A 23,665-nucleotide genomic window follows, 5' to 3' on the forward strand; every position below is an offset into this window, starting at 1 on the left:
ATCATGATAAATAAAATTTATATATATATCGCGCTTTTTATAGTTTGCAATTTAGGTTTTTCGCAATCTACAGATCAAAACTATGTCAAAGAGATTATTTATGCGAACGAAAACAATGTCTCCAATTCAACTTCTACTAAAAATATAGTAACAACAACATACTTAGATGGCTTGGGACGAACCATACAAGTAGTTGAACAAAATGCTTCACCTGAAAGTGGAAAAAGTATTGTTACTCATGTTGAATATGAAAAAAACATAGGTAAAATCAAGGATTATTTACCTTTTACAAATACCGGAACTCAATTTGTAGCTGATGCTAAAACAAATGCAATTAATTTCCATACAAATCGGTATGCCTATGAATACATGGGAAAAAACAACCCATATTCAGAAGTTAGATTAGAAAAAAGACCTGATCCTAGAGTAGTTGAAACTGCAGCTCCTGGAGCAGATTGGGCAATGGGTAACGGGCATACCATAAAAACAGAATATAGTTTTAATGATGCAAATGAAGTAAAAAAATTTAATGTAAGTACAACTTGGGACCCAACAACTGAATCTTTTAAAAATTCAATTTCTGATAATGGATTTTATCCTAAAAGCGCTTTACATAAAACCATTGTAAAAAACGAAAATTGGACTTCTGGAAAAAATAATACGACCGAAGAATTCAAAGGTGTCGATGGAAAAGTAATTTTGAAACGAACCTATAACAACAATGTAGCGCACGATACTTATTATGCCTATGATTTTCATGGTAATTTAGCTTTTGTTATTCCACCATTAGCAAACGGAATTGTTACAGATACAGTTTTAAATACGCTTTGCTATATATATATTTACGACAAAAAAAACAGACTGATAGAAAAAAAATTACCTCAGAAAATTTGGGAGTATATCGTTTATGACAAGGCAGACCGCATAGTACAAACAGGACCTGTACGCAATCCATTTGGTGAAACATCTAATTCTTGGATCTTTAGTAAATATGATGAACTAAATCGAGTTGTTTATACCGGTTTTTATAATGCTACAAATTTTACTTCGTTAGATCGAAAAAATATTCAAACTGCTGTTACTAATCAAACCGTGTTAAATGAAAAAAAGCAAACCTCTAACAGCACATTAGACGGTATTGCGATTCGTTATACAAATAATGTGTTACCGATGTCTTCTATAAATCTATTAAGTGTAAATTATTATGACGATTATAACTACCCAGATGCTCCAACAGCATTTCCGGTTATAGAAACTGTGGCTAGTGTTCAAAATCCTAAAGGTTTACAAACCGGAAACTGGACAAGAGTACTTACATCAAGCACTGAAAAAAAAGGAGATTTATCTTATACTTTGTATAATGCCAAATATCAACCTTTAAGAAGCTATACTAAAAATTATTTAGGCGGTTTTATACAAACGGATAATCAATTAACATTTAGTGGTTCACCTATTAAAACTACGACGACTTACAAAAAAGTATCAAGTGATAGTGATACTAAAATTGTTAACCTGTTTACGTATGATGATAGAGAAAGATTATTGACACAAAAACAGCAAATTGGTAGTCAGCCTTTTGAAACTATTTTTTCTAATACATATGATGAGCTAGGTGTTTTAGTAACCAAAAATGTTGGGGCAACTTCAGGAAGTTTACAAAAAGTAGATTATAAATACAACGTTCGTGGTTGGCTTACAACAATAAACAACTATCAATTTGACCCTTTGGATAACAAAGATTTATTCAATTTAATAATAAATTATAATTACGATGGCTATAGAATATTAGATGATGTAAAATTATATAATGGCGGAATAAGCAGCGTTCTTTGGCATACAAAAACAGATAATAAATTTAGAGGCTATTCCTTTGATTACGACCATTTAAACAGACTTACAAATGCACAAATGTTACGTGCTCTTGGTGGAGGACCAGGGATGATTAGAAAATCAGAACACCAAGAAAGTTTATCTTATGACAAGAACGGAAATATACTTTCATTATACAGAACAGGCGAAGAACCAGATGGACAATTAAACGAAATCGATGAATTAACCTATACCTACAAAGGAAATAGATTAATGAAAGTAACCGACGAAATAGGTAGTGAAGATGGTTTTAAAGATGGAACCAACACTGGAGATGACTATGATTATGACGATTTCGGTAACATAACAAAAGATAATAACAAAGATATTTCTAGTATTAAATATAATCACTTAAATTTACCAATCGAAATTACATTTAATACAGGTAAAATACTTTATACTTACGATGCTAGTGGTACAAAAGTAAACAAAGTAGTACAGCCAACGAGTGGTTTGGCACAGACCACCGAATACATGAATGGTTTTCAGTATTTAAACAACGAATTACAGTTCTTCCCGCACAGTGAGGGCTATGTGAAGCCTAAAGACGGCGGTGGTTATCTTTACGTATATCAATACAAAGATCACTTAGGAAATGTAAGATTGAGTTACGCAGATTTAGATGGCAATGGTAAGATAGAATCTGGAAGTGAAATATTAGAAGAGAAAAACTATTATCCCTTTGGGTTACAGCACGACGGATACAACATGGGAGTCAGAGATGAAAGAAGTGTTGAAGCGGAGCAATATAAGTTCTTAGATAAAGAATTTGAAGATAATTTTGGTTTAAACGTAACTGAAACAGACTTTAGACATTATGATAGTGCATTAGGACGTTTTAATGTAATGGATCCATTAGCTGAATTAGCTTATGACTTTACTCCTTACCGTTACGGTTTTAATAATCCTGTGTTCTTTAGTGATGCGTCGGGGTTGTTTGAGACTGAATTACAAGCCAAGCAATTTGCTGCACTTAATAAAATTGGTAGAGCTAATTATAAAATTGAAGAAAATAAAATATTAGGTGGATACAATTTAGTTGTTACTGAAGGATTTTTTGAAGGTGCAGTATACTATAATTTTGAATTACTGGAATATCACAATCCTAACGGAGGAGGTGGAAGTAGTAGCAGTAGCTCGAGAGGTGGTACTGAAATGAGTTCAAATTTTATTACTCCAAGAGGTACAACTATAAATTCGAGTCGAGAATCCGATTCTAGAGGAACTTTTGGACTTTTGGGAACAGCTAACACTGTTTTTGGTTTAGCAGCTTCTGGTATAGAAACAATTCCAGGGTCATTTAGATTTTCAACTACAAAAAAGGGTTTTAGTCCAAAATATTATTCTAACGGTTGGGGTGGTAATCAATATGCTAAGACAACTAATATTGGAAAAATAGGGGGTATTTTATCAAAGACAACTGCAGGTATAGGAATAACATTAGATGGAGTTGGAGTTTGGAACTATTATCAAAATCCAGAATCAAAACATGTTGTTCATCCTGCTAAAGCAACTTTAAATACGTCTGTCACACTCTGGGGATTAACAGGATATGGAACTCCGGCTGCGGTTTTGTATTATGGTGCAGAAGTTTTTCATCCTGAAGGGTTTGAGGGCGCTTTAAACGACTATAATAAAGCTCAAAATATCTATAGAAAGTACAATAATGGTGCTGTAATGAAACCACAATTTTAAGATGAAGGGATATTATTATTTATTTTATAAGCTTTTTATTTTTTGGGAAACTATTTCTTTTCCTAAATTTTGGAGCGATATTAAAGCAGGGATTTCTATCGTTGCTTTAGAATTATGGCTAGTTTTATCATTGGGTATTTACTATTCAGTTTACACAAAAAAAACATTTGAATTAACAATATATAAACCAATTGTTTATATTCCTCTAATTGCGATTATTGCTCTTAATTATTTAATATTTAATCACTCTAATAAGTGGAAACTTTATAACAAAGAGTTTAGTCAATTATCTAAAAGGAAGAATATAATTGGCGGGATAATTGTTTGGGGGGTAATAATTTTAATTTTTTTTAATCTAATATTTGCATTTTATTTGATGAGTCAAATTGATTGGAAACAATATAAATAATCGTAATGCGTCAAAAGAGGTGTTATCAGCACACCCCTTGATTATTACTACGTTGAATAATGTTTATTAAAATAAAAACAACTCGAGCTGACCGTAAAAAGTCAGCTCTTTTTGTATAAAACACTTACTGCTGTTGCACTTAAATAGTTTCGACTTTTCAAAGGACGTAGTAAGGTATTGTGTTTTACAAAGGTAAAGTACACCAACCCACCCCAACTATACAACACCCACCACAAAATAAATGTAACCACTAACAAACCACAACATCACCAACACACTATAAATGTGGGTGTTTGATAATATATTTTTATAAAAGTGTAGTTTAAAATTTGGTTGTATAATGTTTAAATGAAGTACAATCAATTTAAAAATGGTTTTGGGGTAAAGTGTTGTTGTTAAAAAAAACGTTGGTATAACTTAAAATTCTCACTTAAATATTTTAAAAGGTAGTTTATAAAAAGAAAAATAGAGAGGAGCGACAGTGAGTCGATTATTTTGATTTTTATAAACGTTTGTTATAAAAGTGTTTGAAAGAGGAAGTTTTGTTACTTTTTTAAAAGTAAGGAAGTAAAAGAAGATTATTCAAAAGGATTTATCGTTTTGGATAATAATTGAAGTTGTATTGATTATTTTAAATGTAAATGTATATTTTATTGATTTTGATATTAAAATTGGTAGTACTTAAAATAAATGTTGTTGTATGAAATGTTTGATAGATAATTGAAAGTGAATTACTTTATTTTATTCAAAAGGATTTTAATTGTTTTGGATATTGAAATAATGAAAAGATGTTTTTAAAAGTTGTACTTTGTTTTATTTATTCAAATGAATATTTTATCAATTGAAGTATAAAAATGGATTGTATGAAGTTTAAATGATGTTGTGTTAAATGATATTACATTTTATTCAAAAGGAGAATTGTTGTTTGTTGTTGTTGGAGTTGGATTTAATAATCTTTAAACTATTCAAAACACTTTAAACATCTCTTCTTCTTCACTTTTGAAAAACTTAATTTTAAAACTTATAAAAGAGAACGAAGTTCTCAAAGGGGTTTTTTGATTCTTTTTTTTAAAAAAGAAGACAACGAAGTGAAACGTAGTTGGGAAACTCGAGTCAGCATCGCATCTAGTTTTTCAAATGTTTATTTTAGATTTATAATTCTATTTGTTCTTTTACCTCCTCTTTGTAATTTTTAAATTAAAGTGTCGATGAACCTTCGGTTTGGATTACCCTCAAAAGAACACAAATACAAGCCTTAATGACTTGGCTATTTACACTGAGCGTGTAAGGCGCAGTATTCATGAGAAACTTAAAAAATTGTTAGCGCTCGAATAATCAGCCAAATGATTCTTTACGCAAAAAGCTACATTTTCTTAACGTATTTCTTTTTGATGTCGGGTTTTCGATTCTACTGAATATTTAATTTCATTTTCAAATCTTTAAATTTTGAAATTCGATTCCCGATTCTCTTTTCCCGATTCCCTATCACAATGTACTTGTTTTGTTTGTACTTAATATTATATTTTGTCATGCTAAACTTGGATTACTACGTATAATTCACAGGCTCGGGTCAGCATCGTATATAGTTTTTCAAATGTATGTCTAGGTTTTAATAGAACTAATTATCTTTTTCTTTTCTTTTGTCTTGAAACAAAAGAAACAAAAGTTCAAGACTGCAAAAAGAAATTCTAAAAATGCGCGCATTTTGCTAAATCATTTGAATCTTGCTTTTTCAAAGCTTCAGTCAGCCAAATGATTCTTTACGCAAAAAGCTACATTTTCTTAACGTATTTCTTTTTGATGTCGGGTTTTCGATTCTGCTTAATATTTTGTTTTGTTTTCAATGAATGTTTTTGCTTGTACTTAATATTTTATTATGTCATGTTGAATTGGTTGCTGAGCTTCGTCGAAGTACAGCATCGCATCAAGTTTTCAAGAGTTTATTTTAGATTTATAATTCACTCTTTCTTTTACCTCCTCTTTGTTATTTTTAAATTAGGGAGTCGGTGAACCTTAGGTTTGGATTACCCCCAAAAGAACGAAAAGGGGTTTTCGACGCAGTCTAAATACGGTCTAAATGGTTTTGAACGCTAAATCAAAAAGGTCTTGCTTTTTCAAAGCTTCAAATACAAGCCTTAATGACTTGGCTATTTACACTGAGCGTGTAAGGCGCAGTATTCATGAGAAACTTAAAAAAATGTTAGCACTCGAATATTCAGCCAAATGATTCTTTACGCAAAAAGCTTCATTTTCTTAACGTATTTCTTTTTGATGTCGGGTTTTCGATTCTACTGAATATTTAATTTCATTTTCAAATCTTTAAATTTTGAAATTCGATTCCCGATTCTCTTTTTCCCTATTCCCTATTCTAATGAACGAGTTTTGTTTGTCCTAAATATTCTATTATGTCATGTTGAACTGGTTGCTGAGCTTCGTCGAAGTACAGCATCGTATATAGTTTTCAAGAGTTTATTTTAGATTTATAATTCACTCTTTCTTTTACCTCTTCTTTGTTATTTTTAAATTAGGGAGTCGGTGAACCTTCGGTTTGGATTACCCCCAAAAGAAACAAAAGGGGTTTTCGACGCAGTATTTTAACGATCTACTACGGCTTATTTCTAAAAGTAACCAAATACAAGCCTTAATGACTTAGCTTTTTAAAATACACGTGTAAGGCGTAGTATTCATGAGAAACTTGAAAAAATATTAACACTCGAATAAACTTGCTTCGCTTCGGACAGAGGTTACTTTTTTACGAAATTGCACCTTGTAGATTCTCGTCAAAATTCTGTATGTCGGGTTTACGATTCTACTTAATATTTTATTGTGTTTTCAATGAACGTTTTTGGCCTGTACTTCATATTCTATTATGTCATATTGAACTGGTTGCTGAGCTTCGTCGAAGTACAGCATCGTATATAGTTTTCAAGTGTTTGTTATGGTTTTAATAGTACGTACTCGTTTTGGTATTTTATTCTGTTCATTTTGCCTTGATGCAAAACGAACCAAAAGATCAAGACTGCAAAAAGAAATTCTAAAAATGCGCGCATTTTGCTAAATCATTTGAATCTTGCTTTTTCAAAGCTTCAGTCAGCCAAATGATTCTTTACGCAAAAAGCTTCATTTTCTTAACGTATTTCTTTTTGATGTCGGGGTTTCGATTCTGCTTTATATTTTATTGTGTTTTCAATGAATGTTTTTGCTTGTACATAATAATCTATTCTGTGGAATATTTAATTTCTTTTTCAAATTTTCAAATCTTTAAATTTTCAAAAAATCATTCCCTATTCCCTATTCTCTTTTCCCGATTCCCTATCACAATGTACTTGTTTTGTTTGTCCTAAATATTCTATTATGTCATGTTGAACTGGTTACTGAGCTTCGTCGAAGTACAGCATCGCATCAAGTTTTCAAGAGTTTATTTTAGATTTATAATTCTATTTGTCCTTTTACCTCTTCTTTGTTATTTTTAAATTAGGGAATCTGTGACTCGAGCTTGCGACTGAACGAAGTTAATCTTCGGTTTGGATTACCCCCAAAAGAACGAAAAGGGGTTTTCGACGCAGTCTAAATACGGTCTAAATGGTTTCGAACGCTAAATCAAAAAGGTCTTGCTTTTTCAAAGCTTCAAATACAAGCCTTTATGACTTCACTATTTAAGCTGTGCGACTAAGGCGCAGTATTCATGAGAACCAAAACAAATATTAACGCTCGAATAATCAGCTTTTTAATTTTACGCTTTTCTCAACTTTTAGACTACTTGTATTTTGACTGTATGTCGGAGTTACGATTCTACTTAATTTTTATTGTGTTTTCAATGAATGTATTTTTATTATACTTTTAATACCTCGTTGAATGCAAGTATACACATGTTACATTACAATGACATTAACATTAAAACGGGGTAAAATGAAGAAGCTTTGTATAAAAAAAAGAGCCTAGGCTCTTAACTTTAAAATATGTTCTATTAAACAGTTATAAATTTGAAGTTTGCTGTATAATTTTCTACCAAAAATTTCAATGGGTATAATTTTAAACTTTTCTCGGTATTTGTAAAAGGTGGTTTTACTTATTTTAAAAAAAGTTAACACGTCTTGTTCTTCGAGCAACAACACTTCAACGTTTTGCCAATTTAAATGTTGTAAATCGTTTTTTAATTTTTGGATTTCTTCTCTTAAATTGATTAAACCCAAATACATTTTGTCTTTCTCATCATACGCTGTCATTGTGATTTTTTTTTAAAAGACTTTACAATATACAAAAAAAACTGCTGTATTTGGATTATTTAGTTTGATTTTGCTCTATAATTTTGTAGTTTTTACTGTTTTATTTGTTTTGACAAATGAAACCTAATAAGATTGAAAAATACCTAACAACTTAGGCAAATAAAATATTAGGTTTGTGTTGGTTTATTTTGTAATTTATGACTAAAATTTATGTATAAATGAGAGAAGTAAAATATGTTAGCTATTCTGAATTGAAAAATGCATATAATTATGTAACTTCTTTTCTTGAAGAAAAAAGAGGAAAAAAAATTACTTCGATACAGACAACTATTTCTGGCGATTTAGGTTTTGATGGAGATGATAATTACTTTCTTTTAGAAGATTTTATTTTGAAAAATAATCTAAATCATGACAGCTTTACATATAATGAATATTTTTTAGATGAGGGTGAAATTTGTAATCCGGTGTTTTTATTTAAAAATATTTTTATCTTGATTATAAGAATTCCAATGTTTTTATTAAACTTAATAACATTTAAACAATTGAATTTGAAATATCCTGAATTTACTGGTGAAGATCGTTATGTGAAAGATTTAAACGTTAAAGATTTAATTACTTGGTTTTTAGAGAAAGAATTCAAAACTTCAAACGAGATTAAATATATATATTAAGCTTTATAAGTTACAAGTTTATAAATGGGAATGGGGAAATGGGGAAATTGGGAAATTGGGAAATTGGGAATGATTTAAAGTTCTAAGTTGTAATTTCTATTTATTATAAACGCCTCTACGTATGGTATGAGGCGTTTGCTTTTTTTGGATTAATAAAGGTTTGGAATATCTTTAGTTATGGGTATTTGTATGATTGTTGGTATGGTTGATTTCATGGCTTGGATGCAAAGCTCTTTAAGTTCTGCTAATGAGTTTGCAGATTTACCATTACATCCATAACCTTTGGCTAGAGAAACAAAGTCTAAATCTGGAATATTTAGGCCTGGAACATTTGGTGTGTCTTGACAGATAGCAAATGATTTTAATATACCATACTCTTCGTTAACTGGAACAATATAAATGATTGGTAGGCTTTGTTGTTTTGCTGTCCAAATACCTTGAATAGCGTATTGAAATGAACCGTCGCCAATGAATGCTACTACTTGTCTGTTTTTACCACTTCTTTTTTCTGCAAGTGCTATACCAATAGCAGCAGGAACATTCCAACCAAGAGAACCGCTTGCGGCAGTATAAAATCCGTCGTGAAATGTAACAGGCCAAGCAGCATGCAGATCGGCTAGATTGGAAGGAGACTCTTCTAGTAAAATGGCATCTTGTGGCATAACCTCTCTTACTGCACTAAAAACCTCAAAGGCTGTTAATTGATTATCATTGGATTCTTTGGTTTTGGTTGATGGGGTATTAAATACTTTAGCTGTTCTTTTTTCTTTTAAATCAATTAAATTTGCTAACGCGTCTAAAGCTAATACCGGATTACTTACTAAGCTATCGCCTACAGGTGCTTTTGCAGACTCGGTGGGGTCGTTTGTTATGTGTAGAAGTTTTAAGTTTTTTGGTAGATAATCTCCTGGAACGTATGGATAATATCAAAAAACAGGTGCTCCAATTATTAAAGCTACATCGAAACCTTCTAACTTGTCTGCTAGTGGTTTTATTGCAAAAGGTAAATTACCTGCATAAAGTGGGTGATTTTCTGGAAAAGGTGTACGCTCTGAAGAAGGTGCTGCAAAAACGGGTGCTTGTAAGGCTTCTGCTAATTTAATTGCTTGTTTCCAACCGTTATGTTTTGCTATATCTGCTCCGTAAATCAATACTGGATTTTTTGCCTGTACAATTAATGTTGCAAATTCTTGTAGTCTATTTGGATCTGCGGCTATTCTATGTGCAATACTACGAACTACAATTTCTTTATTGACTTCTTTTTGCCAATCGTCTAATGGAATGGATAGAAAAACCGGACCTGCAGGCTCTTGTATTGCCATTGCGTATGCTCTCATAAAAGCATCTGGTACATCTTCTGCCCTTTTTGGCTCGTAACTCCATTTTACAAATGGTTTAGGGACTTCTTCGGCTTGTGGATTTGATAGCCAAGGTTCCATTAAAAGCATTTCTCTAGTTTGGTTTCCGGCTGTAATTATTAAAGGTGTTTTATTCATACTGGCAGTTAATATATTACTCATTGCATTACATAAGCCTGCTGAGGTATGAACATTTACAAGCCCAACGGTTTGGGTTGCTTGGGCATAAGCATCTGCTGCTGCAACTGCAGAAGCTTCTTGAAGAACTTGAATATAATTAAAATCTGAAGGGAAATTTTGAAGAAAGGTTTCTTCTGTTGAACCTGGATTACCAAAAATGGTATCGATATTAAGTTTTCTTAATAATTCAAACGTTTTTTCGCGTACCGTAGCCATGTTTTATAATAAATTAAAAGTTTTATCCAAAATACGTAATTAAAATAATTTAAAACATTTTTTTACTGGCTTATTTATGTAATAATATACTAAAAAACTTTTGAAACTCGATTCAACACTGTTTTTTACATTAAATACTTTTGTATTAAAAATAATTCAATGCTAATAAAGTTTTTTATTTTGATATTATAAAAACAAAGCTCGACAAAGATTCTAAAATCTATTTAAGTTTGATAAGTATTATGTTATTCCTTAAATATAATGAACAGTTATATAAGCGGATTTTTTATTGTTGCATTAAGTTGCTAAATAATTAACAATCTTACAATTAACCTATTACAACTAAATATTTACAACCATTTACACAAGTTTTACTTTGTATCATTTGAATGCTTGGGTATTACAATTTTTAGTAATGATAAAAAATGAAGTTGGTTTTCTTTTTTGTCGCAATCGTCAATTTCATTTTTATTTATTACATTTAAAAAATCAAAAGGGCGTGACTTGGTTTTGGTAAATTTTAAAGTTTTGGCTTTAATTTTAGCCACATGGGTTAAGCTTCGTCATGTTAAGGACAATGTAAAGCATACAGTAAAAATAAATGGATTTAATAAATAAAATTTTAAAAAACAAAATAAATTACTTTATTATTTTAATTTCTATTATTCTTTATATACGTCAAGAAAACAGAATTTTAGATTTTCCAATTTTTTTAAATTATACATTTTTTTTAATATTGTTTTTTGTACTTTTCTTTATAAACAATAAACACAGTAAAGAAATTAAGCGAAAAAGTTTTCTTCATCAATTTTTTAATATTTTGGCATTAATAGTTTTTGCCATTTTATTTACAACTATGTTAAAAATACCATTGAACTTTGCCATTATTAAATTAACAAATGGAAATCAAATTGAAAGAATTTGTCAAATAAACAATTATTTTTCTGGCAGAATGGAAAAAATATATTTCATATTTGATGGAAAAAAGCAGTCAATACGCTTTAAAAATGAAAAGCATCTCACAAGAGAAGATATTATTAAAAATTATATGATTAAACTAAATTATAAAAATTCTATATTCGGAACGAAAGTTATTGAAAGTTACCAACTAATAAAAAACAAAAACACTGTACATAACACAAATTTTACTTCGTAGTGCTCACATCATTAAAACAGAGTAATGGTAAGTAAAGACAAATATCGATTTTGTTTTTCTTTTTTTGTTGTAATCGTCATTTCAATTTTATTAAAAAATTAAAAAAAGCGTTGCTTGTTTAGATTTTGTTTTAATAATAAATTCACACAGATATATGATATTTTTGTAAAAAGACACAAATGGAAATAGAAAAAAAATATGAAATATTAAATTCATTACCTGCATACGGACCAATGTACATTTCTATTTCAGATTCAGAAGAACCTTTTTTTTCAGAAGGTTTTGTAGTTCGTTTTTACAAATCCGATAAGTCACAATGGGTAGCTAATTTTGCGCTTGGTTGGACAAATTATTCAAAAGTATTTGATTTTCCTGAACACGATATAATAATTGTAATTGCTGGTGGTCGAGTTTATATTATGAATCCAAACTATGAAGTGCCACAAAAAATATTTGGAATTACAATTAATGAAATAGTTGAAACAGCTGATAGAAGTTTGATATTTGCAAATGACATTAATATTATTGTTTTTGATAATTTAAATGGTGAATTTTGGGAAACTAGTCGAATTTCTTGGGATGGCATAAGAAATTTAAAGGTTACTGATGATATGCTTTATGGCGAATCATACTTTCCTGCAAATTTCAATGAAGAATGGCACGTTTTTTCAATTAACCTTAAAACGAGAGAAGTTGTTGGTGGTACATGGAATGAATTACATCAAAACAATTCGTTTTATGAAGTTAGAGATAATAATAATTTAAATAAAAAAACAAATAATAAATCTTGGTGGAAATTTTGGAAATAACAACGTTACATTGTTAATATTAAGCCTTTTTAGTTGATAAATAAACTATTAAATACATTTTTCTTTGGTACTACTCACCTCTTTTATTTTAAATAGGTTTATAAAAGAAAATGGCATATTTTATTGTTCTTAATTTTATCATAAAACTACAATTTATAATCAAAATACTTAAAAAAATGGATCAAAATTTAGTGAATTTAATTGGTTTGTATTCGGTCGATAAAAATCCCGATGTAACTTTGGTTGAATTATTAATTAATAAAAAAGCGTCTGAAATTGAAATAGGTGAATTCACACAACAAATAGAAAATCAACCATAAAGGAATTGGCAAGCTCCTTTTTTTGAAAAATATCTTAATCTTGAAGGAACTAAAATAATTGGTGATGAATATAATTTACCCAAAGAAACTAATGAAACTACAAGATTAACATTCTTTATTTATTTCCTTGATGTGAATAAATCTTTATTAACACCATTTGGACCATTAGAATTAAAAGAAAAAGTAAATCAACCAAAACGAATTACTGAATTAATTAGATTTGAAGATCCGGAATAATTTATTTTGGTAATTACGAAGTAGGTGACATGTCAATAAATTTAAAACATATAAAAAAAATTCAAAGCTTAGTAAGTACAAATTACTAATTTACTTTTTTGTCACAATTGCCTATTCCATTTTATTTGTTAGTTTTATAAATTAAAAAAAGTTGCTTGCTTTTTGATTTATTCAAAATAGTGCTTTGTTTAATAAACTAGAATTGTAATAAAAACGTGAGATGAAAAAAAGAATTTTATATTATATTGTTTTTCTAATTTTGTATATCATTCTTGCTTTTCCAATTGCTTCAATTGACAACCTAATTGAATTTATCGACTTTGAAAATGTTCTAATTTTAGGTTTTGGAATTTTAAATTGTTTTTTGGCCTTTATTTTTTTAAAATGGAATTTTATATTTAATATCATTATTTCATTTTTAATTTCCTTAATTTCTTTATTATTAGTCAATTTAATTTTAAAATTAAATTTGGCACCGAATTCGGATGCTTACGGAATACAAACTGCTATTTTAACAAATGCTATTATTTCTATTGCTCTGTGGGAAATTACGTTTCAAGCTAAAATACATTTCGCTAAAAACGTAAATGATTCTCGTTAACAAAATTTAATACTCTTTCAAATTAAAACACTTATAGTTTGTAGTTTTTATTGCAAGTTATTTTTATAAATATTTTTTAATAAATGTGCATAAATTTACAAGTTAGAAAGTAATTGAAAAAAAGACAACCTGTTTATGATGGAATATCTACGAAATCGAAAATTAGCTGGCTTTATTGCGTTTTTATATGTTGGTTTGGGTACTTTATCTGTTTGTTCCATTTATCCAGCAGATCCGCTTTATGGCAATTGGTCTTTGTATGGTTTACTTATATCTTTACCTGTATCTGCGGTAAGTTTTGGATATCGATTTGCTGAATCTAAAATTATTTATCCCGTTTTTATTATTCAATTTGCAATGTTTCTTTTGACATTTTTAATTTTGTCAGTATTTATAAAACCAAAGAAAAATAAATAATCATTGATTTAATAAACTAAACAAGTCACAATTTATAAACAACCTTTTTAATCATTGTAAAAGTTTTGCAAATTTTAGGTATTGATGAAAATATCTTTTTTTAAATAAGAGAAGTAGTTATAATTTTGATTTATAAAATATCTTTTTTAACTCGTACTAATTTTGTAGCTGAATCTGAAGCTATTAATAATCCACCTGCTAACATAATTACGTCCTTTAAAACCAAACGACCTGCACCCGATAAATAAGGAAAACCGAAATGTGGAGTTGAAAAATCGCCACCTAAATTAGGAACATAAACCTCTGGTGTTGTTATCAGAAAAGATAAAGTAACTAAAGACATACAAAAAGTTAGTAAACCTCCCCATAAACCGATTTTAGGAAACCAAATACCTAACAAAACAAGTAAACCAATACTTAAAATTACAGTTCCTAAAATATAAGAAAATGCATAAGTACCATTTTGTTTATGCCAATCAATATTTTGTTGAACGACCTTACCTTCTGGATTTTTATAAAGTGTATATTCCTTCATATTTTTTTGACTTTCATTGTTTACATAAACATTTGACTTTTTGTAAAAAAAACTCATTACTGGACTATTGCTTACAAAAGGTACAATACCATCAGCTTCATAAGGAAAGGCTTTTAAACCACCAATCCAAGCCATTACAATAAAAATTGCAACTCGTAAGGTATTAAAAAAAATTGATTGGGTATTTGCTAAAATTTGTAATAAGGTTTGCATCATGATATATTTAGATGCAAAAGTCTTATATTCTATTGGGGAAATAAATGTCTATTTACGTTATAAAAATGTATTATTTCGCTACAATAGATATACCTACCTCATCACGGTAATGTTTGGGTGAGATACCTACTTCATTTTTAAAATACTTACTAAAATGAAATTCATCCGAAAAGCCTAATTCAAATGCTATTTCATTTATGTTTTTGTATGTAAGATGAAGTAATTTCTTTGCTTCTAAAATTAAACGTTCTTTAATCAAAATACTTGGTGGTTTTCCATAAATTGATTTTACTTTTTTGCTAAAAGCATCGTTAGTGAGATGGAATTGTTCGGCATAAAATGAAATGTTTCTGTTTTCTGTAAAATGCTGTTCAATTAAAAGCTTAAAATCAAACAATTCATCATTTTTAAAATTTGAACGCGCTGCTTTAGAAAGAAGTTTTTGTTTACTACATAATGCCAAAATTAATTGTAAATACGTTTTTTTTAAAGATATGTCATACGATTGAGTCAAATCTTGTAATGAATCAATTTTTGAGAAAATATGTTCAATCTCTAAAAACTCATTTTCTGATAAATAAACGTATGGAGTTTCATAAATATTATTAAATAAAATACCATTACAAGCAACTTCTTTTTTATGATATTCTATACAATAAAAATCGGCATGAAATGAAAGAGCACATACGTTTAAACCTTCAAATAGACGAAAATTCTGATAAGGACTTAGGAAAACTATATGATTTGAAGATACAGAATAATCAACTAAATCAATGCTAAATTTTGCCTCGCTTTTAAACAAAAGAATTTGATATAGATTTGAGCGCAAGTCAAAAGATGTACTATTTCTTTTAATATAAATAATCTGTTCTGTTTTCATAATAATATTTAACCAAATTGAGCAATTTATAACTTATTCAAATATCTCTAAACAATTGATGTAAAAAATATATACAAATATTGATTACTTGAATGAAAAAACTCGACTTAGTATCATTCTTTTAATTTACTTTTAAATTAATGATTAAACTTGTTCCATTATATTTTAAAATTTCATTCGTTGTATTCGTACAGCATTAAAAATAGCTAACAAAGCCACACCAACATCAGCAAAAACAGCTTCCCACATGGTAGCCAATCCACCAGCTCCAAGTACAAGCACGATAGCTTTTACACCAAATGCTAAACTTATATTTTGCCAAACAATTTTTTTGGTTTGTTTACCAATTGTTATTGCCATTGGTATTTTGCTAGGCATGTCATCTTGGATAACCACATCTGCAGTTTCTATAGTAGCATCACTTCCCAAACCGCCCATAGCAATTCCAACATCACTTATTGCAACTACAGGTGCATCATTTACTCCGTCGCCAACAAAAGCAACACTTTTACCTTGTGCTTTGATATCTTTTACTCGATTTACTTTATCTTCGGGTAATAAATCACCAAAAGCTTGGTCTATTCCTAACTGATTCGCTACATATTTTACTACTGTACTTTTATCACCGCTCAACATAGTCACTTTGATGTTGAGCTTATGTAACAGATTGATTGTTTGTTTTGCGTCTTCTTTGATACTGTCGGCAATTGTAATATAGCCAACAAAGATATTATCATAAGCAACAGCAATAGTCGTATATACAATACTGTTAGGGTCAATATTATATTGAATTTCAAATTTATCCATCAACTTGAAATTACCGACCAATAATTTTTTTCCGTTTACAGTTGCTTTAAGTCCATGCCCTACGATTTCTTCTACGCCATCTAAACGGATTTGATTATCTGGTTTACCAACATATTCATGTATAGCAGTTGCAACAGGATGCGTGCTGTGACTTTCCAATACATTGACTATTTTCAATATTTCGTACTTATCAAAAGTTGTATCAAATACCACCTCTTGAACTTTAAAAACACCTTCGGTCATTGTTCCTGTCTTGTCCATAACTACATTTTGAATGCTAGCAAGTGTATCTAAAAAATTACTTCCTTTAAATAAAATACCGTTGCGAGAAGCCGCACCTATTCCGCCAAAATATCCCAACGGAATACTGATAACCAATGCGCAAGGACAAGAAATAACCAAGAAAATTAAAGCTCTATATAACCATTCTTTAAACTGATAATCAGCAACAAAAAAATAGGGAATCAAACAAATAGCTAATGCTAAAAAGACAACAATTGGTGTATAAATCTTAGCAAACTTACGTATAAAGAGTTCTGTTGGTGCTTTTTGAGAAGTAGCATTTTGAACCAATTCTAAAATCTTACTCAACTTACTATCGGTATATGCTGTGGTAACTTTTATAAGCGCTACCGAATTCAGATTTATCATTCCAGCCCAAACAGTTTCACCTTTATTTTTTGTGTCAGGTTTACTTTCTCCTGTTAACGCTGAGGTATTGAATGATGCCATATTGGATACTAATTCGCCGTCTAATCCTAATTTTTCTCCTGGTTTTAGTTGTATGATTTCTCCAATACTTACAGATTCGGCTTTTACAATTTCAGTTTCGTTATTTCTTAAAACTGTAACTTGGTCAGGTCTTTGGTCAAGTAAACTCTTGATGTTTGCTTTGGCTCTAGAAACTGCTAAAGTCTGAAATACTTCGCCTATGGCATAGAACAACATAACTGCTACAGCTTCAGGGTACTCTCCAATAGCAAATGCACCTATGGTGGCTATACTCATTAAAAAGAACTCTGAAAAAACATCTCCTTTTCTAATACTTTGAATTGCTTCTTTGATTACAGGTAATCCAACAGGTAAATAAACAACTACATACCAAACGACTCTTACCCAATTAGTAAACCATGTTTGCGGTAACCAGTAATCCATTACAATACCAGTTAATAAAAGTACTAAGGAAATAATGGCAGGTAGGAACATTTTGAAAACGTTATCGGTACTTACTGAATGCGAATGGTCGTGCTCATCATTATCACTATCTTTATGATGTTTATTTTTTTGAGAACTACAACAATCTTCATCCTGAGACAAATGTTTAGTACCTGTTTGTATGTGTATTTTTTCTTCTTGTGTACAACATAGCTGTTTGTGTTGTACATTATCTTTATGCTTATGTTTCATTTTTTGTTGTTTTAAGTTGTTTGCTATCGTAGTTTTAATCATTACAAAATTAAACAGTGAAACTATGCAATGCTATTGCAAACCTTCATTTAAACAACTCTCACAAATGCCTTTGGCAAATAATTTTATTTCGTCAATTCTGTAATCCATCATTTGATTTTGAGGCATCAAAAAATCTTCTTTACAGGTGGTTCTTTTGCAAATTTTGCAATAAAAATGCAAATGCCAGTCTTTATGTGTCTTCTCGTCACAACCATCGTCACATAAAATATATTTTGTAGTTGTATTTTCTTGTATGCTATGTGCAATGCCTTTTTCTTCAAAAGTTTTTAACGTTCGGTAAATTGTAATTCTATCTGCATTGTAAAAATGATTTTCTATTTGTGACAAAGACAAGGCTTCTTGTTGTTTGTCAAGAAAATCATAAACCAATATGCGCATACTTGTAGGATTGGTATTTTTATGCAATAACTTTTGCTCTATATCTTTTTTCATTGTAATCGGCTTTGATTCTCTTGTTTACTTAATTACCTAATTTGAGTATAGATTTAAAGTTATGAATAATTCTTTAATTTAATAATATACTCGTACTCGAAACAAATTGCATATTGATTCATTTATTTTACATTACAGTAATTAATCTGAGCACTTCTATTTAATCAAATCTTAAAAGTTTATTCCATTCAATAGCAATAATTATTTTGTTTTATATTAAACAAACGCGAGACACAAGTTGATACACTTAAAAAAAATCTAAGGTTAATTGTATATTCTAGCAGTTTTTCATAAATTTAATCGAATTAATAAAAATATTTTTATAATTATCATAATATCAAAATTTATTTTTAAATGTTTAGATTCTCCGTAAAAATAGGTTTACTAGTTCAAAAAATCTTAACGCTAATTAAAATTAAACACCTAATAATAAGGTTGATATCGTGATATGTATATTAATGACCAAAAAAAAATATTGATAACAAAAAAATTGCAGCGTTTGCAAGAACGTTCTCCTTTTATTATTCTTTTTTTGGCTGCTATCGTTGGGGCTTTAACAGGTTTAATAGGTTCATTATTTCAACTTTCACTAAACTTTATTATCAATTGGCATAAAAATTTTTTATCAAATTCATTGATCACATCGGCTTTTATCAACTATTTTTTAATCTTTTTAATTGCAGCTTTTATGGGAGGTATCGCTTATTATTTGGTTAAAAGATATGCTCCTGAATCAAGCGGTTCTGGTATTCCTGAAGTTGAAGGTGCTTTAATTGACTTAAGACCTATACGCTGGTGCCGAGTTTTACCTGTCAAATTTTTTGGCGGTTTAGCTGCTCTTGGAAGTGGGATGATTTTAGGACGAGAAGGTCCTACCGTTCAAATTGGTGCTAATTTAGGTAAAATGATATCTGATACATGTAAACTTAAAAATAAAGATTCGCAACACACACTTATTGCTACAGGCGCAGGTGCAGGGATTACGACAGCTTTTAATGCTCCGCTTGGAGGAATTCTATTTATTATTGAAGAAATGCACGATGAGTTTACCTACACAAAAACTTCAATTAAAGCTGTTTTTGTAGGTTGCATTAGTGCATGCTTTACTTATCAACTTATGATAAATTCTGCACCTATCTTAGCTATCCAAATACCTGATTCTGTACCTTTAAACAGCTTGTGGCTTTTTATTTTACTTGGATTGATTTTAGGTAGTATTGGTTCATTTTCAAATTTTTTAATTTTACGTACCCGAAGTTTTTTAGCTACTTTCTATAACAAGAATAAATATAATTTTATAATTACAGGAGCACTTTTAGCTGGAAGTTTTGGCTTATTATTTTCACTTATTTCAGAATTAGCTGGAGATGGTTTTAATATCATTCCTAAAGTAGCAGAAGGATTCTATGCATTTTATCCTTTGCTATTGATTTTTATATTTCGTTTTTTTGCAACTGTTTTTTGTTTTGGTTCTGGCGCTCCAGGAGGAATTTTTTCACCTACGATGGCATTAGGAGCAGTAATTGGTGTTTTATTTGGGTTTTTAATTCAACCCATTTTTCCACATTATAATATTCATCTAAGTTCATTTACCATATTAGCAATGGCAGGATTATTTGCAGCAACCATTCGAGCTCCACTTACTGGAATTGTAATTGTTATGGAAATGACCAATAGTTATATGCTTATTCTACCTTTAATTTTAACGTGTGCCGCTGCAACTTTTATGGCGCAAACACTAGGAGCATCACCTTTGTATTCAGCCATACTTCAAACTACTTTAAAAAATAATAATAAGAAATAATTATTTTACTGTAGACAATACATTTTTTTAAATTCAGAACAATAACAACAACTTATTAAGACTATTAGGTTTTGTTTTTATTTTAGTTTAGAACAACCTTATGAAACAAAAATTATTGATATTCCGACATATTATTTTAAATACATAAAAGTAATAATCACAAAAAACTCGCTTAAAATGATTTAAGCGAGTTTTTTAAATAAATATCTAACAACTAAAATTTAACTACTTAATACTTTAGCAAGATAAACCCATGTTGGTGCCGCAATTATAAACCCAATAACACTTACTGCTAGACTCGATGTCGCTTGACGCGTATACACATTGTATTTTCCGGAAATAATTACACCTGAAAATGCAGGAGGTAAAGCAACAGCTAATACAAGCATTTGAAGTACTAAACTGCTTAAGCCACAAAGTAATCCGACACCTAAGAAAATAGCTGGCATTAAAACTAGCTTAAAGAATGTATTGTAAGCAATTTCCCAATCAAGCTCGAATTTATAGGCAGCAAGCGTAAGTCCAGCTGCAAAAACAGCTACACTTGAATTAGCTTGTGCTAATAAACTAAATGTAGGGTCGATTTGAGATGGTAATTTAATACCAACTAATACCAAAAGAACAGCTAATAATGGGGCCCAAACCACAGGTTGTTTTAAAGAATCTAAAATTGCACTTCCTTGTCCTTTGCTATCTTTAGCCGTCGTTGCACTACTACCTGAATTCAATAAATACAAACCTATTGGAAGTGTTATCGCATTAACAACAATTGCAACAATTGCAACAACTAATCCGGTTTCAATACCGGTTCCGTAAAGTGGATCAAGAATCGCATAACCTAAGAATCCAATAGTTGGAGAACCTGCTACAAGCGCACATACGGCAGATTCTGCTTTTGAACGTTTAAAAAACCATTGCATGCTGTAATAAGACACCATAAATAAAATAACAAGTCCTACTACAGATATAATTGTTAAAGTTGCATTTTCAAATAACATTTTTCTATCTGCTTTAACAATTGAGATAAATAAGGCTGCTGGTAAAGCATAATCTAACACAAGCTTGTTAAATACTTGCGATTGACCTTCTTGAAAAACATTTTTTTTACCACTGATATAACCAATAGCCATAATAACTAAAATGGGAATCAGATCAGAAAAAAGCATCTTAGACATAAAATCTTCCATATATTTTTTATTTAAGTTTATAAAAAAACTGATCTAGTAGTAACTTACGTACTATATTACTAGATCAGTTATCTTTTTAATACATATAAATTCGATTAACCTTTAACGATGGTTTGATATTTTTGACGTAAAGAAGAAATAAATGGTTCTTCAATATCTAAATGACCTGTTACAAGATCTTTAGGTGTTAAAGCCAACCAGTTATTTAATGAAACATCGCTATAACGACCTTTATGGAAAACATTTAAAACACGTACTGGTTCTGTTCCTGTATTTTCGATATAATGAGTTAATGTTCTTGGAACATACCCAACATCACCAGCGACAAAATCAAACGTTCTTGCATTATTTACAGCATCAAAAACAGTCATACGTGCTTGGCCGCTAATATAATATTGAAGTTCATCTGCATCTGGATGCCAATGGATTTCTCTCATTCCTCCTGGTTCTAAATCAATGATAAGCGTTGCAAGATCAGTAACTTCAAAAGTTTGATTATCTACCAATTGAGTTGCGCCACCTTCAAACATTTTTTTAGGTTCTTTTGATGCTTTAAAAACGTATTTATTAGTGAAATTTACAGCTCCTAATTCTTTACGTACTTCTTCAAGAGGTCCCGGAACAGGAAGACGGAAAATATATTTTTCACTTACTGGAATTCCATCAAATGCACTTTCAGCAACTCCAAAGTTTTTCGCTAATACTTCTTTTGGTGTATGAGCAAAAAGCTCTGTTAGTAATAGTGTTTGGTTTTCAGAAAAATTACCATCATTAAATACAAGTACAAACTCAGTTCCTTCCTCTAAGCCTTGAATAGCATGTGGAAATCCTGGAGGTGCGTACCAAAGATCACCTTCTTCTAAATCTTCAATTAAAACATTTCTTTGATCATCTATTAAATAAAATCTTACTTTACCTTGAAGGACATAAGCCCACTCACCTTCTTTATGCCAATGAAGTTCACGAGTAACACCTGCAGGAAGACGCATATTCACAATAGCCATTTCTTCCATACTTCCCATTTCTCTTTGGGTAACTTCGCGAGCCCAACCACCATCTTCTAAACGGTTATGCGCCATAGCAAATGGAAATTTTAAATTTGGAATACCACCATGATCTGTTTCTGGAGGTAACAAAATATCTGGGTTTTGTTTTTCGACTTCTGGATTACGTGGCCCAACAATATCTGCCCCTTGAGTTCCTCGAATAGGTTGTTCTGTTTTCATAATAATTAAAATTTGTTTTTTATAAAAAAAGTGAATTACTAATTTAGACAATTTATGCTAAAATCAAAATAATAATCTAAAACATTACACTTTTTAAGATATTTAAAATATAAATTAACTTAAATATTGATATGAAATTAAAATTATTCTAAATTAATTATAATGTAAAAAATGAGAAATATTTTGTTTAAAATTGAATACTTAAATCAATTTGAATATTATTTAATCTATCTATATAGAAGTTTTTATAGTTTAATACATTAATTTATATTCTATTCGTTTATTAAAAATGAATTTCTTTTAGAATTAAAACTTTATTGAATCATTAAATTGTACTCTAAAAAATCATAACGAAGAATCTTTCTCATTTTGATTATCTTTATATTTAATAACTTATTCGTTCTACTTTAGAATTACCTAGTTCGGATAGAAAACAAGTACTAATTATAAATAGTATAATTTATGAAACTAGTTATAAATGCATCCATACAGATCCAAAAACCAATAAACGAAATCTTTGAAGCTCTTGTTAATCCGGAGAAAATGACACAATATTTCATTTCTGAAAGTACTGGAAAATTAGAAGAAAATAAAGAAGTTAAATGGAAATGGCCCGAATTTCCGGAACACGAATCTATCGTCAACAATATAAAAATTGTCGAAAACGTTAGCGTTTCTTTTGTATGGGACAATAACACAACCGTTAAAATTTGTTTAGAAGAACAAGCAGATAAATCTGTTGTTGTAAGAGTTTCGGAAGGTGAAAAAGAATTGAACGACCAAAATTTAGAATGGTTTAGCGGAAATACGTTTGGCTGGGCAAATTTTCTAGCTTGTTTAAAAGCGTATTTGGAATATGGTATTAATCTGCGTAAAGGTGCCTTTGAGTTTATGCGTTCGTAGTTTTTTAAAACTTTTGAAAACAAAATTATTTCAAAATTATA

Annotated in this window: 19 protein-coding genes; 10 read left to right on the forward strand and 9 right to left on the reverse strand. The window is 29.9% G+C overall.

What is annotated here, in order from left to right:
- Positions 1-3 precede the first annotated feature (3 nt).
- Together HW119_RS15945 and HW119_RS15950 are read left to right on the forward strand one after the other, a co-directional pair.
- Positions 4-3,564 carry a DUF6443 domain-containing protein gene (locus HW119_RS15945; protein ID WP_177766275.1) on the forward strand — a complete coding sequence of 1,187 codons (3,561 nt, stop codon included), beginning with the start codon at positions 4-6 and terminating at the stop codon, positions 3,562-3,564.
- A gap of 1 nt (position 3,565) precedes the next feature.
- Positions 3,566-3,973, forward strand: a complete 408-nt coding sequence (locus tag HW119_RS15950) for a hypothetical protein (protein ID WP_177766278.1) — start codon at positions 3,566-3,568, stop codon at positions 3,971-3,973.
- Positions 3,974-7,911: 3,938 nt separating this feature from the next.
- Here the strand turns inward: HW119_RS15950 and HW119_RS15955 are convergent.
- Positions 7,912-8,199, reverse strand: coding sequence for a hypothetical protein (locus HW119_RS15955; protein WP_177766281.1), 288 nt, complete (start codon positions 8,197-8,199; stop codon positions 7,912-7,914).
- A 218-nt stretch (positions 8,200-8,417) separates the two neighbouring features.
- Between HW119_RS15955 and HW119_RS15960 the strand changes: the two genes are divergently transcribed.
- Positions 8,418-8,870 carry a DUF1493 family protein gene (locus tag HW119_RS15960; protein ID WP_177766285.1) on the forward strand — a complete coding sequence of 151 codons (453 nt, stop codon included), beginning with the start codon at positions 8,418-8,420 and terminating at the stop codon, positions 8,868-8,870.
- 149 nt (positions 8,871-9,019) lie between these two features.
- On the opposite strand, the gene HW119_RS16660 is transcribed toward HW119_RS15960, so the two are convergent.
- A complete protein-coding gene (locus HW119_RS16660) occupies positions 9,020-9,532 on the reverse strand; it encodes a thiamine pyrophosphate-dependent enzyme (protein WP_218620377.1) in 513 nt (170 codons plus the stop codon).
- 264 nt (positions 9,533-9,796) lie between these two features.
- Positions 9,797-10,624, reverse strand: coding sequence for a thiamine pyrophosphate-binding protein (locus HW119_RS16665; protein ID WP_218620380.1), 828 nt, complete (start codon positions 10,622-10,624; stop codon positions 9,797-9,799).
- A 601-nt stretch (positions 10,625-11,225) separates the two neighbouring features.
- Here HW119_RS16665 and HW119_RS15970 point away from each other — a divergent pair.
- The 5 genes from HW119_RS15970 to HW119_RS15990 all read left to right on the forward strand — a co-directional run bounded on the left by HW119_RS15970 (position 11,226) and on the right by HW119_RS15990 (position 14,164).
- Positions 11,226-11,780 carry a hypothetical protein gene (locus HW119_RS15970; protein ID WP_177766288.1) on the forward strand — a complete coding sequence of 185 codons (555 nt, stop codon included), beginning with the start codon at positions 11,226-11,228 and terminating at the stop codon, positions 11,778-11,780.
- Between the two features lie 179 nt (positions 11,781-11,959).
- Positions 11,960-12,589 (forward strand): hypothetical protein, encoded by a 630-nt coding sequence (locus tag HW119_RS15975; protein WP_177766291.1) that lies wholly within the window; start codon positions 11,960-11,962, stop codon positions 12,587-12,589.
- A 176-nt stretch (positions 12,590-12,765) separates the two neighbouring features.
- Positions 12,766-12,909: a hypothetical protein gene (locus HW119_RS15980; RefSeq protein WP_177766294.1), complete on the forward strand. Its 144-nt coding sequence runs from the start codon at positions 12,766-12,768 to the stop codon at positions 12,907-12,909.
- A 457-nt stretch (positions 12,910-13,366) separates the two neighbouring features.
- Complete coding sequence (locus tag HW119_RS15985) at positions 13,367-13,747, forward strand: hypothetical protein (RefSeq protein WP_177766297.1); 381 nt, start codon at positions 13,367-13,369, stop codon at positions 13,745-13,747.
- A gap of 135 nt (positions 13,748-13,882) precedes the next feature.
- On the forward strand, positions 13,883-14,164 hold the full coding sequence (locus HW119_RS15990; protein ID WP_177766300.1) for a hypothetical protein: 282 nt from the start codon (positions 13,883-13,885) through the stop codon (positions 14,162-14,164).
- 130 nt (positions 14,165-14,294) lie between these two features.
- On the opposite strand, the gene HW119_RS15995 is transcribed toward HW119_RS15990, so the two are convergent.
- The 4 genes from HW119_RS15995 to HW119_RS16010 all read right to left on the reverse strand — a co-directional run bounded on the left by HW119_RS15995 (position 14,295) and on the right by HW119_RS16010 (position 18,504).
- The gene (locus HW119_RS15995; protein ID WP_177766732.1) at positions 14,295-14,912 is read right to left on the reverse strand and encodes a DUF417 family protein; all 618 of its coding nucleotides are present in this window, start codon (positions 14,910-14,912) and stop codon (positions 14,295-14,297) included.
- 73 nt (positions 14,913-14,985) lie between these two features.
- The gene (locus tag HW119_RS16000) at positions 14,986-15,795 is read right to left on the reverse strand and encodes a helix-turn-helix domain-containing protein (RefSeq protein WP_177766303.1); all 810 of its coding nucleotides are present in this window, start codon (positions 15,793-15,795) and stop codon (positions 14,986-14,988) included.
- A gap of 165 nt (positions 15,796-15,960) precedes the next feature.
- Positions 15,961-18,009 (reverse strand): heavy metal translocating P-type ATPase, encoded by a 2,049-nt coding sequence (locus tag HW119_RS16005; RefSeq protein ID WP_177766306.1) that lies wholly within the window; start codon positions 18,007-18,009, stop codon positions 15,961-15,963.
- A gap of 72 nt (positions 18,010-18,081) precedes the next feature.
- Positions 18,082-18,504 carry a Fur family transcriptional regulator gene (locus HW119_RS16010; RefSeq protein ID WP_177766309.1) on the reverse strand — a complete coding sequence of 141 codons (423 nt, stop codon included), beginning with the start codon at positions 18,502-18,504 and terminating at the stop codon, positions 18,082-18,084.
- A gap of 475 nt (positions 18,505-18,979) precedes the next feature.
- Between HW119_RS16010 and clcA the strand changes: the two genes are divergently transcribed.
- Complete coding sequence (clcA, locus tag HW119_RS16015; protein WP_218620382.1) at positions 18,980-20,308, forward strand: H(+)/Cl(-) exchange transporter ClcA; 1,329 nt, start codon at positions 18,980-18,982, stop codon at positions 20,306-20,308.
- 221 nt (positions 20,309-20,529) lie between these two features.
- Here clcA and yfdV read toward each other — a convergent pair whose 3' ends face one another.
- Positions 20,530-21,495 carry a transporter YfdV gene (gene yfdV, locus HW119_RS16020; RefSeq protein ID WP_177766316.1) on the reverse strand — a complete coding sequence of 322 codons (966 nt, stop codon included), beginning with the start codon at positions 21,493-21,495 and terminating at the stop codon, positions 20,530-20,532.
- Between the two features lie 95 nt (positions 21,496-21,590).
- Positions 21,591-22,721 (reverse strand): cupin domain-containing protein, encoded by a 1,131-nt coding sequence (locus HW119_RS16025; RefSeq protein WP_177766320.1) that lies wholly within the window; start codon positions 22,719-22,721, stop codon positions 21,591-21,593.
- 462 nt (positions 22,722-23,183) lie between these two features.
- Here HW119_RS16025 and HW119_RS16030 point away from each other — a divergent pair, with 462 nt between their 5' ends.
- The gene (locus tag HW119_RS16030) at positions 23,184-23,624 is read left to right on the forward strand and encodes an SRPBCC domain-containing protein (protein ID WP_177766323.1); all 441 of its coding nucleotides are present in this window, start codon (positions 23,184-23,186) and stop codon (positions 23,622-23,624) included.
- Positions 23,625-23,665 lie beyond the last annotated feature (41 nt).

Origin of the sequence: Flavobacterium sp. I3-2 (assembly GCF_013389595.1) — a bacterium.
Classification (GTDB): domain Bacteria; phylum Bacteroidota; class Bacteroidia; order Flavobacteriales; family Flavobacteriaceae; genus Flavobacterium.